General features: G+C 54.1%; 10 protein-coding genes. 4 read left to right on the top strand and 6 right to left on the bottom strand.

Annotated elements, in window-relative coordinates:
* Positions 1-234: 234 nt before the first annotated feature.
* Both ACSZO4_RS22240 and ACSZO4_RS22235 read right to left on the bottom strand, forming a co-directional pair.
* Positions 235-468, bottom strand: a complete 234-nt coding sequence (locus ACSZO4_RS22240) for a DUF2526 family protein (RefSeq protein ID WP_437891230.1) — start codon at positions 466-468, stop codon at positions 235-237.
* Positions 469-477: 9 nt separating this feature from the next.
* Positions 478-2076: an ABC transporter substrate-binding protein gene (locus tag ACSZO4_RS22235; protein ID WP_437891233.1), complete on the bottom strand. Its 1599-nt coding sequence runs from the start codon at positions 2074-2076 to the stop codon at positions 478-480.
* A gap of 290 nt (positions 2077-2366) precedes the next feature.
* Between ACSZO4_RS22235 and ACSZO4_RS22230 the strand changes: the two genes are divergently transcribed.
* Genes ACSZO4_RS22230 through ACSZO4_RS22220 form a run of 3 tightly spaced genes read left to right on the top strand, consistent with a single transcriptional unit; the run spans position 2367 to position 8870 of the window.
* Positions 2367-3719, top strand: a complete 1353-nt coding sequence (locus tag ACSZO4_RS22230) for an SrfA family protein (protein WP_437891229.1) — start codon at positions 2367-2369, stop codon at positions 3717-3719.
* A 4-nt stretch (positions 3720-3723) separates the two neighbouring features.
* Positions 3724-6705, top strand: coding sequence for a virulence factor SrfB (locus ACSZO4_RS22225; protein ID WP_437891228.1), 2982 nt, complete (start codon positions 3724-3726; stop codon positions 6703-6705).
* Complete coding sequence (locus ACSZO4_RS22220; protein ID WP_437891227.1) at positions 6702-8870, top strand: virulence factor SrfC family protein; 2169 nt, start codon at positions 6702-6704, stop codon at positions 8868-8870. Before ACSZO4_RS22225 ends, ACSZO4_RS22220 begins: the two co-directional genes overlap by 4 nt.
* A gap of 63 nt (positions 8871-8933) precedes the next feature.
* Here ACSZO4_RS22220 and ACSZO4_RS22215 read toward each other — a convergent pair whose 3' ends face one another.
* The 3 genes from ACSZO4_RS22215 to ACSZO4_RS22205 all read right to left on the bottom strand — a co-directional run bounded on the left by ACSZO4_RS22215 (position 8934) and on the right by ACSZO4_RS22205 (position 9741).
* Positions 8934-9107, bottom strand: a complete 174-nt coding sequence (locus ACSZO4_RS22215) for a GhoT/OrtT family toxin (protein WP_437891232.1) — start codon at positions 9105-9107, stop codon at positions 8934-8936.
* A 104-nt stretch (positions 9108-9211) separates the two neighbouring features.
* Positions 9212-9385, bottom strand: a complete 174-nt coding sequence (locus tag ACSZO4_RS22210; RefSeq protein ID WP_437891226.1) for a GhoT/OrtT family toxin — start codon at positions 9383-9385, stop codon at positions 9212-9214.
* A gap of 98 nt (positions 9386-9483) precedes the next feature.
* Positions 9484-9741: a hypothetical protein gene (locus ACSZO4_RS22205; protein WP_437891231.1), complete on the bottom strand. Its 258-nt coding sequence runs from the start codon at positions 9739-9741 to the stop codon at positions 9484-9486.
* Between the two features lie 330 nt (positions 9742-10071).
* Here ACSZO4_RS22205 and ACSZO4_RS22200 point away from each other — a divergent pair, with 330 nt between their 5' ends.
* Positions 10072-10512 carry an ECs1072 family phage-associated protein gene (locus ACSZO4_RS22200; RefSeq protein ID WP_437891225.1) on the top strand — a complete coding sequence of 147 codons (441 nt, stop codon included), beginning with the start codon at positions 10072-10074 and terminating at the stop codon, positions 10510-10512.
* Positions 10513-10540: 28 nt separating this feature from the next.
* Here ACSZO4_RS22200 and ACSZO4_RS22195 read toward each other — a convergent pair whose 3' ends face one another.
* Complete coding sequence (locus tag ACSZO4_RS22195) at positions 10541-10876, bottom strand: hypothetical protein (protein ID WP_437891224.1); 336 nt, start codon at positions 10874-10876, stop codon at positions 10541-10543.
* Between the last annotated feature and the right edge of the window lie 503 nt (positions 10877-11379).

The raw sequence follows: 11379 nt of genomic DNA, 5'->3' as shown, positions 1-11379 counted from the left end.
CATACAGCTCAGCTAAGGTAAGGCTAATACAGATAAGGACTCCACTGAACCCCACCGATTAAATCGCACCTTCCATAACGGATTAAGTAATATCATTGAAGTCACGTACAATGGAAAAAATCATTACCTGTCAGAGCACGACAAATATTGAAGACAAGAAGATTTAAAGACTGGGTGATATTGCCATACAAGCAATTCGGGCGACAGGTAAATATTCCCGCCGCCCGTGCTGAATCAGAGGATTTCGCCACCTTTGGTGAGTTGCTCGCGGCGGGCTTCAGCCTCTTCTTTGTAATGCCGGCCGAAATCAAATATCGCCTTACGCAGACGCTGTTGCTGGGCGTAACGATCTTCCCGGCTCAGCGCCTCGTCGTCACTCAGTGCCACCAGCAGTTCGTTCATATGCGTAATAACGCTTTGTTCAATAGTGCTATCGACGCGGGCGATAACCTCATCCAGATGTGACATCCCAACCCCTTAATTCAGTTTTGCTTTCGAAAAATCACTGCCCATCAGACTGACGCTGTAGCCGCTCACGTTACTGCGCGTGGCATAGAAGGTTTTGCCGTTCGCCAGCGCAATCCACGGCGCCTGCTGATAAAACACCTCTTGCGCCTGGCCGTAGAGTGCGGCACGTTTTGCCGGATCACTGGTCAGTTTGGCTTGTTTGACCAGGCCATCATACCCGTTATCGCACCAGCGCGCGGCATTGGAGCCACTTTTCACACTGTCGCAGCTTAACAACGTATCGGCAAAGTTATCCGGGTCGCCGTTGTCCGACATCCAGCCGAACAGCGCGGTATCGTGTTCGCCACGACGCATTCCCGCCAGATATTCGCCCCACTCGTAGGAGACGATTTTGGCTTTTACGCCCACTTTTGCCCAGTCGCTCTGGATCATTTCCGCAATACGGCGCGAGTTAGGGTTATAAGGGCGCTGAACCGGCATCGACCACAGGGTGGTTTCGAAGCCTTTTTCCAGCCCGGCCTGTTTCAGCAAGGCTTTGGCCTTTTCAGGATCAAAACTGTAGTCCTTCAGATCTTTGTTGTAACCCAGCATATTAGGCGGCAGCGGTGATTTTGCGACCGTTGCAGAACCAAGGAATACCGCATCGATAATCGCTTTTTTGTCCGTCGCGTAGTTCAGCGCCTGGCGCACTAAGGCGTTATCGAAGGGTTTTTTCTCCGTATTAAACGCCAGGTAACCAACGTTAAGCGCATCTACGGTGTGCAACGTCAGATCTTTATTGCCTTTAATCTGCTCAAACTGCACCGGCGCAGGTGCCGGAATAATCTGGCACTCGTTGGTTTGCAGCTTGGCCAGTCGGGTCTGAACGTCCGGCGTTATGGCGAAAATCAGGTGTTTTGTCGGTACGGCCCCATCCCAGTAATTGGGGTTCGCCAGATAACGGATCTGGGCATCCGCTTTATACTGCTGCAACACATACGGCCCGGTGCCGATCGGCCAGTTATCGACATTTTCAGGCGTGCCCTTTTTCAGCATCGCATCGGCATATTCTGCAGAAAGGATTGAGGCAAAATCCATCCCCCAGTCAGCCAGGAACGCGGCGTTTGGTTCGCTGAGAACAAACTGAACGTGATAGTCGTCGACTTTTTTCACTTCCTGAATTAGTTTATCCAACCCGACATCGCTGAAGTATTCATAATTTCCTTTCGAAACATTATGATAAGGGTGATTCTGATCTTTCTGCCGCATGACGGAGAAAATCACGTCATCGGCATTAAAATCACGGGTCGGCTTAAAGAATTTATTACTGTTGAATTTCACCCCCTGACGCAGGGTAAAGGTATAGGTTTTACCGTCCGGGGAGATGGTCCAGTCTGTGGCAAGGGAAGGAACCGGCGTGTTTTTAACCGGGTCAAAGTTCACCAGGCGATTGTAAAGCACCTGCGAGCTGGCAACAAAAGAGGGGCCAGAGCTGGCGATTTGTGGGTTGAATGACTCGGGCGAAGCCTCGGAGCAGTATACGATGGTGTCATTGTTGGCCGCCCAGGCCGCGCCTGTCGGTAATAATGCACTCAACGCCAGGGCGAGTAGTGTTTTCCTTGCGATCATAGTCTGAAACATAGTCTTAAACCTTATTTTTATATGAACTGTTGATCTCAGCACAGCAGAAGTGAACTGGCAAATAACGATTCACTATCAGGTTATGCTAAACCAGTTGTTTTTGCTGCATTCTTCACCAGAATTAACGTTAAAATTCAACTTAAGCAAATTTCGGTTCGTCAAGCATTGATGACGCGGCCAATGCGTCGAGAATTCAACGGTTTTGCACTCTCTTCTGCCGTTTGCTTGTTGTGACATTGCGTACAGTAGACGCGTGAAAAAGTCTATGGGATGAAAACGTGGCAAAAACTCTCTTGCGCAGCGGCGATCTTGATGATTTTCAAGCCGTCGGCGGCGGTGGCCAGGCCGTATTTGATTCGGCACTGCAAATTCGTGAAGCCTTGCGTCTGCGCAAGCAGCAGGCACTCGTTGATTGCCTGGCCATTCCTCAGGTCAATGACGAAGGCGATCGTGTTGACTGGTATTCCTCCGTTGAAGGTAGCGCCGTTAGCTGGAAAGCGGCGGAGGAAGAGGCACGTTTTCGGGCCCTGCGCTATCTCGACAGCACGCTGGACAGCGCCAGCGCATTAAGCCGCAAGTGTCTGCAATCACCAAAAACCGCACAGCAGTTATTTGGATCCTTGCTGGAAAAGGCGCTGCAATTTCCTGGGGAAAACCATGTATTCCTCGTCGACGGCAAACCGGTAATTACCTTCTGGGGTTTTGTAAACCTCAATGAAAGCGCCCGTGAGGATGTGCTCGAATGCCTGCGCAAAGAAGATCTCCCGGAACCCATTGTCACCATCGAGCCAGAGCCGGAACCTGAAACCACTGAAGAACCAGCCGCCTCGGTCGTACTCAGTCATGCCGATGAACCGCTGTTGACCGCGCTGCCTGCGGTAAAAGCGGCTCCAGCGGAAGAGATCGTTGAGCCGGTTGTCGCAGTGGTTACCCCGCCGTCGCCTGAATCCCAGGTTCAACCCGAGCCGGTTAAACGCCGCCGCACCGGGCTGTGGGCCTTACCTGTTGCCGCCGCAATGGCGGCAGCCATTGCCGTTCCGCTGTACCTGAATCATCAGAACAGCGTCACGCAGGTTGTCGCCAAAACAGAACCTGTCGCGCCTGCGGCGCCAGTCGCTGAAGTTCAGCCAAAACCCAGCGTACCGCTGCTGACGGCAACGCTGCCGTTACATCAGGCAGAAGTGGTCGCCCCGGTCGTGGAAAAAGTGGTTCCTGAAGTCAGGCCCGTGGTGATTGGCGCAATCCCCAAAGATGCGCTGGTGATGGACGCTTTGCAGGTCAAAACCGGCTCGACGCGTTTCCTTAATGGCACCTGGCGGGTAATGGTCGATGTTAAAGACGAAGTGACCGGAAAAGCGCCGACCATCCGTTTTCAGATCCAGAACAATAAAGGCACGGCGCGCATCATTCAGGGCAATAACATCTCCTGCCGCGCCGACCTGTTCTCCGGCTTACATGACACTGGCGTGTTGATGATCAAGAGCCGGAGTACCGCGCGGTGCAGCGACGGTTCGCGCTACCCGATGCCGGTCATCGCCTGTAAAGCAGGCAACAATGATATCGCCGAATGTAGCGCACAGTTTGATGCCAACAATCCCGTCTCCGTGACGTTCAGAAAAACAGGTGCCTGATCCCATGCTGGTTAATCTTTGCGATTACAAACAGAGCGTCACGCTGATTGCCAACAGCGGCGTACAGTTTCTGGATTTTGGCCTGACCCCACAGGAGTCTGCGCAAAGTGGCCGCTTTGTGCGTAAGACCGCGAATGGCCCGTTGCTGCGTCTGGATTTCGATCTCGTCAATGAACGCTATACCCTGCCGGGGCGCAACGGCAGTCAGCCGGAAGTGGTTAAGCCAGAAAGTACCCAGTCGCTGCATACGTCCCTGACCATTCTTGATGGCGTGTGGCTGCCGCTTCCTTTCCTGCGTTTTAACCCGCCACGCACCTTTGTCGAAGGCCCGGACAACTGGGCGCGGGTGCAGATCCGCAAACTCAGTGAGCCGGACGGGGCGGGCAATACCCACCGCGTCACCCTGGCGCTCGACAGCCAGATCAATGGCCATTCTCCGTCAGTACTTGCCCCGCAGGAAAACGACATCCTCAACGGCACCCGCTTTGCGCTGGCCTGGCGTGATGATGAAGTGGCCGATTTTCTCGATCAAACCTGGGTCGATGGCTGGCTGCGCGAAGCCTTCCTGCAGCATGTCAGCCACGATGAAGCGCGCAGCGAGCGGGATATTACACAGGCAATGCGCAGCTTCGAGTATCAGTCGCACTGGCTCAACCTGCTCACCCTGTTAGGTACCCAGATTCAGGTGCCTGAAGTGAAGATCGTTACCCATACCCTGAGTACCCCGGCCATTCCGGTGGATCTGATTCTCGATGTCGGCAACACCCACACCTGCGGCGTGATCATTGAAGATCATGGCGATGCCAACGATGGACTGCGCCAGACTGCCGAGCTGCAGGTGCGCTCATTAAGCGAACCGCAGTTCCTCAATGAGCCCTTGTTTACCAGCCGTCTTGAGTTCTCGGAAGCCCGTTTCGGCAAACAGCATTTCTCGGTCGAGAGCGGGCGCGAGGATGCGTTTATCTGGCCATCGATTGTCCGGGTCGGTGATGAAGCCCGTAAGCTGGCGATGCAACGTCTGGGCACCGAAGGCAACAGCGGGATCTCCAGCCCGCGCCGTTATCTGTGGGATGAGACTCCGGTCCTGCAGGACTGGCGTTTTAGCCAGATGAACAGCAAAACCCAGCGCGAACCGCTGGCGACCGCGTTCCCGCTGATGAATCTGATGAACGACGAGGGCCAGCCGCTTTACACCCTGCCGTTGGATGAGCGTTTGCCGGTCTTTTCGCCGCAATACAGCCGCAGCACCCTGATGACCCACATGCTGTGCGAGCTGCTGGCCCAGGCGCAGGGGCAGATGAACAGTGTGGCCACCCGCCTTCGCCTTGGTTTTCCCGCCTCGCCGCGCCAGCTTCGCACCATTATCCTCACCCTGCCCTCGGCGATGCCGAAACAGGAGCGTGAAATTTTCCGTCGGCGGATGTTCGAAGCCATAGCGCTGGTATGGAAAGCGATGGGCTGGCATCCGCAGGATGACGATTTCGGCAACCGCAAACAGCAGGATAAAAGCGTAGTGCCGGTCCCGCAGATCCAGATGGAGTGGGATGAAGCCAGCTGCGGTCAACTGGTGTGGCTCTATAATGAGGCCATCTCGCGCTTTGCCGGTCAGACCGAAACCTTCTTTGCCGCCCAGGCGCGTCCGGACAGAGCCGAACCCGCCGGATCACGTCCCGGACGCTCGCTGCGCGTCGCCTCCGTTGATATTGGCGGCGGTACCACCGATATGGCCATCACCCATTATCAACTGGATGACGGCACCGGCAGCAACGTTAAAATCACCCCGCAACTGCTGTTCCGTGAAGGCTTCAAAATCGCCGGGGATGACATTCTGCTGGATATCATTCAGCGCTGCGTGCTGCCCGCAATGCAAACCCAGCTACAGAAAGCGGGCATTACCGATGCCGCCTCACTGCTGGCGACGCTGTTTGGCGACTCCGGACGCATTGATACCCAGGCCGTGCTGCGTCAGCAAACGACGCTGCAACTGTTTATGCCCGTCGGGCATGCCATTCTGGCAGCCTGGGAAGAGAGCGACATCAACGATCCGCTGGCCGGACTGCACGCCACCTTCGGCGAGTTGCTCAAACAACTGCCGACCCGCAACGTGATGAATTATCTCAAGCAGGCGATTGATCATGCATTGCCCTCCGGCTCACCCGAGTTTGACGTTCTGAGCGTGCCGGTACAGGTCAACTTCCGCGAATTACAGGATGCAATGCTGGCCGGACAGTTTACCCTCACCGCCCCGCTTCATGCGGTGTGTGAAGCCATCAGCCACTATTGCTGCGACGTGTTGCTGATAACCGGCCGCCCGGGCTGCCTGCCCGGTGTTCAGGCGTTGATCCGCCACCTGCAACCGGTGCCGGTCAATCGGATGATCTGGCTGGACAAATACCGGGTGCATGAGTGGTATCCGTTCAGCCAGCAGGGCAAAATCGGCAACCCGAAATCCACCGCCGCCGTCGGGGCGATGCTGTGCAGCCTGGCGCTCGACCTGCGCCTGCCGCGTTTTAATTTTAAAGCAGCCGACATTGGCGCTTACTCCACCGTGCGCTACCTCGGCGTGCTGGACAATGTCGTCAATACCCTGCGCGATGAGAATATCTGGTATCAGGATATCGATCTTGATAAACCCAACGCCAAACTGGATGCCCGACTGCACTTCCCGCTGCGGGGCAATATCACCCTTGGCTTCCGTCAACTGGCGAATGCCCGCTGGCCTGCGACCCCGCTTTATACGTTAAGCATTAACTCGTCGGAGCTGGCAAAAACTATCGCCGGTGATGGCGTACTCAACGTGCGTCTGCAGTTTAGCGGCGGCAACAAACACCATGGCCCGGACTCGTTTATTCTCAGCGAAGCCTGGCTCCAGGATGGCACGCCGGTTCCGGCCGACGCGCTAACCTTCAAACTGAACACGCTGGCCGACCGCCGCCATAGCGGCAGCCATTACTGGATTGACAGCGGGAGTGTGTATCTGAAATGAGTGCAAGTATGAACACAACCCAGGCGCTGCGTGCATGGATCAACGATAACCGTCAACTTGCCCCCCTGCTGGAAGACGATGCGGATGCTTTACTGGCGCGGCTCACCATCCTGGCCGCCCAGGAAAACGCCTTAGCGGCAGCCGCTCAGGCCCCCTGCACCGTGGGACTGTATGGTCACGCCCAGGCGGCAAAAGCCCATCTGCTTGGCGCGTTGTGCCACAGCGGCAGCGGCCGACTGAATGTGCAACTGGGTGAGAAAACGCTCGATTATTTCACCCATCTCAACCCCGGTCATATGCTGACCAATATGGCGCTGCGCTTTAGCCGCAACAATGAAGTGGTGGACGAGAATTTCCCCCTGCGCCTGCGGCTTATCAGCGAAGCCGAGCTGGTACAGATTTTTATCGCCCATGCGCAGGGGCTGCCGGATTTACGGGTGGTCGAAAAATCGGTGCTGGAAAGCCGACTGGCGAAATGGCGCTCCCTGCGCCAGCCTAATCCGGTTCCCGGCATTGTTGCTGAAGATGTCGGGGCCATTGCCCGTTTCTGGCGGGACACTGTTCCCTCATCCCGTCAGCATCTGGATGATGCGCTGTGGTACCAACTGGCGACGCTTTTGCCCTCTCTGGATCTCAGCGCCCGCGCCAGCGCCTGGTCACTGCTGTGGGGTGAGCACCAGGAGCTGACCCAGCTCTGGCTGTCACTGGCGCACACGCTGCACCAGACGGGCAATGCCGCTGAACTTGCCGCGCCCCTGAGTTTGCTGGTCGACAATTTTGCCCTGCCGACCGAAGGTTTCCTCACGCCTGCCGCCTCTGCATTTGAAGACGTTGCGGGCGAAGCGGTGGTTCATCCGTGGTCGCAGGCACAGCTGCAAAATGCGGTGAGTATTCCCCTTTCGACGCTGGCGTTGATCACCAAAGAGCTGGTGTTGCCGGTGGAAGATAGCGTGCTGGAAAACGTCGATATTCTCGATATCCCGACGCCTGCAGGCCAGGAAGGCAACCCCCTGTGGAACAGTAAATGTCGCTGGCTGCTGGAGAGCTATCGCCAGCAGCTTTCGCCGGATGTCCTGCTTATCTGTAATGCCACCGCCCGACGCTCCGCTACGGCAACCACCGCCAGGGCGTTACTGCACTGGGTAAAAGAGACCCAGTCGGGCCAGGAAGCGGCGCTGCCAGGCCTGGTGTGGACCATCACGCCACATGATGCGCGTTTTACCAGCGGACAGAACCTGGACGAAGTCATCCAGCAACTGGTGGGTAAGCCGGGGCAGCACTGGGGAACGCTGCAGGCGCTGGATGCGAGCAGTTTGCAACGGGTGCTGGAATGGCTGGCGCAGGCCACCGCCCCTGCACTGCGTCAGAATCGCTTAAAGGCTCTGCGTGAGCGCCATCAGACTGCGCTGCATGATTTGATGCAGGTTTGGGTAACCACGCCGACCAAAGAGAACGCAACCCAGAAAAGCCGGGCTGAAGCGATGGTGCGGGAACTTCAGGCTCAGGCGTCACGTCACGGCGAACTGCTGGAAGGGTTAATGCCGGACATGCAGCAGTTCGATAATTTATGGAAGGTTCAGCTGCCGCGCGAAGAACAGGTAAGCGGCCTGTTCAATGAAGCCATCGATCTGTTTGCCGAAACACAAAACGTTGAGCAGACGCAGTCCGCGCGGGATGTCGGCCAGCAGGCGCATGCCATGTGGGTGAATCATGTCCGCCAGTGGAGCCGCAATGATGACAATGCCGCGCGCTTCGGTTTATCGCCCGCCAGCCTGCGCCAGATGGCGGAAATCATCATCATTGCCAGCTATCGTCTGGGATTGCCGGAGCAGTTGCAAAAAATCATGCAGCGGGATACCGCCTGCGCCGCCCAGCTGTACGCCCAGACCGGTAACTTTGTGGCCTGGCTTGGCTACGGCGCAACGCAGGAGAGCGATCGCCCTGCCAGCCGGGTACAAAAAGGATCCGCGGTATTTGTGACTGCCCCGATTGTGACGGGCGAGCGTCTGACCCGCCTTGGCGAACAGCCGGTGCATGCGGCAACCCGCTATGTGTATGACTGGCTGGTGGCGCTGTACACCAGGGCAATTGAGAATATGGGTTACAGCCATCCAATGGATGTCTCTCCCGCCGCCCGTAAGAAACTGAAGACTCTGCTGCCATAAAAAATGCGATAAAAAAATGACCCGGCCACCTGAGTGGGTCGGGTCATTAATCTTTGCGAGCTGCTACAGCAGGGAAAATGCGAGGGCCACCGGAAAGCTGATTGGCCAGGTAACACCGACCAGAAACGCGCTAAGTGCTTTCATACTTCGGGTCTCTTGCGACAGAAACCACGTGACCACCCCGGCCACAACCGACATTACTGCGTAAAAAACGAGCATCTTGAGATACAGGTCCATCATCTGCCTCCTTTCCGTGGAAAACATACGCAGACCTATGTTGCACATTCTTGCGTGCCTATATTGTCTCAGCCGTCACGCATTGACCGGAAAAATACAAAAAATCAGAATATTGAAACCAGTAATGCGACCGGAAAACTCATCGGCCAGGTCGATCCCACCAGAAACGCGCTTAACAACCGAATACGCTTACTGTCGCTGGTCAGGAACCAGGTAATGACCGCACAAATCAGTGCCATAATGGCGTAGAAAACCAGCATTTTTTGATATAACGACATAACACACATTAACCCGGTGATAACAAACCGAGCGCAATATGCTTGTTTTTTTGACTTACATCAAGTTTTATTGCCAAAACGTGCGTTTTGTCGTTTTGTTACCGGCGCTGCGCTCTCCAGGCTTTGATCATCTCCGGCGTAACTTCACTGGCATAACAGATGGGGCTATAGCCGCCCGCTTTACTCCAGGCACTGCGTTTACCACAGCTGCTGCCATTTCTGGCCTGATTAAAAGGACAGGCACAGGTGCCGGGATAAGCGGCAATCGACTCTTCAATGATTCGTTGTTTGATTTGCGCATCGTTAATGGGCGTTACCGCAAAACCGCCACTGCTGAGGCACAGGCAGGCTGCCATAATACAGATGTTAATAACTGAGGTTCGTTTCATTTATGTCGTCCGGGAGAGGGTCTCTGTCTGCACTCTATTTCTCATCATCCACCTGAATGTTGATCGCCGACAACAGAGAACTCTGTTTCTGCGGTTATTTCATCCTGAGTCATCTCCGCCCTTTTTTAAATTTAACTTAAGGATTAACGCAATCAACCCTTATGCTTTTTCACCGCCTCAGTCAGCACAAAAATACCAAAACAGGTAGCCTTTGGATGTCACGTCATCTTTGGCGCAGCGTCGCTATCTCTGGTATTGTTGAAGGGTCAAAAACGATTTTTTTACAGGGTTGATGCTATGCAAAAGTTTGACGATCTGTGGCATGCCATAGAAGTAAGAGTGTGTGAAAACAACGATATAACACACCAGGATATGACCAACGAAGACAGCGTAAGGGGTAACGCTGCCAAACAGCGCATTGCACACATTTTTATTCTGGAAGTCCTGCTCTCTCGCCACCGCGAGAAGTATGCCAGCCCTTATCTGTCACTTTCCGGTGAAGAAGCGCTGTATCATCTCATCTTCAAGCGTACCGGCTGGAAACCCTTTGAGGTTAAACAGCTTTCGTTTAGTGATGCCATGTTTGTCATTGCTGAACTGTTTCGCGAGGAAAATTTACCTGCGGATGTCCGTGGCGTTCTTCGGGCATACGGACTGCGCGATCAGCCTTATTCTTTATATGATTTTTCAGAAAAAGATTGGGCCCCACGTGATAACGAAAATATTCTGAAAAGATAGCCTGCAAATTATTAATCACCCTAAGGGCTTATTTGGCCCTTATTCTTTTTCTGCTATTTATATCCACTGACTGACAAAAAGAATAAATCCTCTGCCTGATATTGGACATTAGCCCAATTAGCGACGTTGTTTTTTGTGCAGTTAAATAAAACAGAGGTGCTGTAATATCGCCATCAGGCAGCTTTTCAACCCTGGCGAAATGAAACTCCTCTCCTTCACAGAAGTAAGTTTCGATCGGCAGTACCCGGCCTGCATCGCCTGCTGACTGCGGGTAACCGAACCATGTCACCGTGGTTTGATTATCTTCAACGGTCAAATACTCAGGCGCACCGCCGGGTAGCAGTACAACAACCAGTTTACTCATTTATTTATCCCCAGCCTGATCAAAAAAACGCGACATTATCAATGACAGGACATGACGATTGGTTGTCGTATTAATTAACTTAATATGACAAAGACGTCCTGCAGATGTCGTTCCACTGTGTGTAGAGTTTTATATTTTTTAAAATCGGGTCACGTTGCCACTACGTGCAACGTACCATCAGAGATAAACCAGCTTTACATTTATTGACAGAGAAAAAAGGTTAAATCGTGAGTATTACCTCAATATTTTAACTGCCCAACTCACTGCTTCCACTGTACGGCATTAAAGGGTGACAACACGAGACGGTTTACTTATGTCTGAAAGCTGGCGACTTTCCTGCCGCACGGACAGTCCCCTCGCCCCGTCGGGTACGGCGTCCGGAGTAAAACTCCGGACAATTCAAATATAGAAATAACTTAATACGACATAATTAAGTCCGGTAAACCCCCGGCTTTGCCGGGGGACTCCGAAAGGTTTGACCTTTAAGTCAGTCGCGCGAATCT

This window comes from Phytobacter sp. V91 (assembly GCF_965644225.1).
GTDB lineage: Bacteria > Pseudomonadota > Gammaproteobacteria > Enterobacterales > Enterobacteriaceae > CBFFRJ01.
The sequence above is the reverse complement of the archived record's forward strand: the minus strand, read 5'-3'. Positions and strand labels throughout refer to the sequence as shown.

What these genes read in the sequence shown, in the direction of transcription:
- ACSZO4_RS22240 (WP_437891230.1), bottom strand. Translation starts at nt 468, where the DNA reads ATGTCACATCTGGATGAGGTTATCGCCCGCGTCGATAGCACTATTGAA.
- ACSZO4_RS22235 (WP_437891233.1), bottom strand. Translation starts at nt 2,076, where the DNA reads ATGATCGCAAGGAAAACACTACTCGCCCTGGCGTTGAGTGCATTATTA.
- ACSZO4_RS22225 (WP_437891228.1), top strand. Translation starts at nt 3,724, where the DNA reads ATGCTGGTTAATCTTTGCGATTACAAACAGAGCGTCACGCTGATTGCC.
- ACSZO4_RS22220 (WP_437891227.1), top strand. Translation starts at nt 6,702, where the DNA reads ATGAGTGCAAGTATGAACACAACCCAGGCGCTGCGTGCATGGATCAAC.
- ACSZO4_RS22215 (WP_437891232.1), bottom strand. Translation starts at nt 9,107, where the DNA reads ATGGACCTGTATCTCAAGATGCTCGTTTTTTACGCAGTAATGTCGGTT.
- ACSZO4_RS22210 (WP_437891226.1), bottom strand. Translation starts at nt 9,385, where the DNA reads ATGTCGTTATATCAAAAAATGCTGGTTTTCTACGCCATTATGGCACTG.
- ACSZO4_RS22205 (WP_437891231.1), bottom strand. Translation starts at nt 9,741, where the DNA reads ATGGCAGCCTGCCTGTGCCTCAGCAGTGGCGGTTTTGCGGTAACGCCC.
- ACSZO4_RS22200 (WP_437891225.1), top strand. Translation starts at nt 10,072, where the DNA reads ATGCAAAAGTTTGACGATCTGTGGCATGCCATAGAAGTAAGAGTGTGT.
- ACSZO4_RS22195 (WP_437891224.1), bottom strand. Translation starts at nt 10,876, where the DNA reads ATGAGTAAACTGGTTGTTGTACTGCTACCCGGCGGTGCGCCTGAGTAT.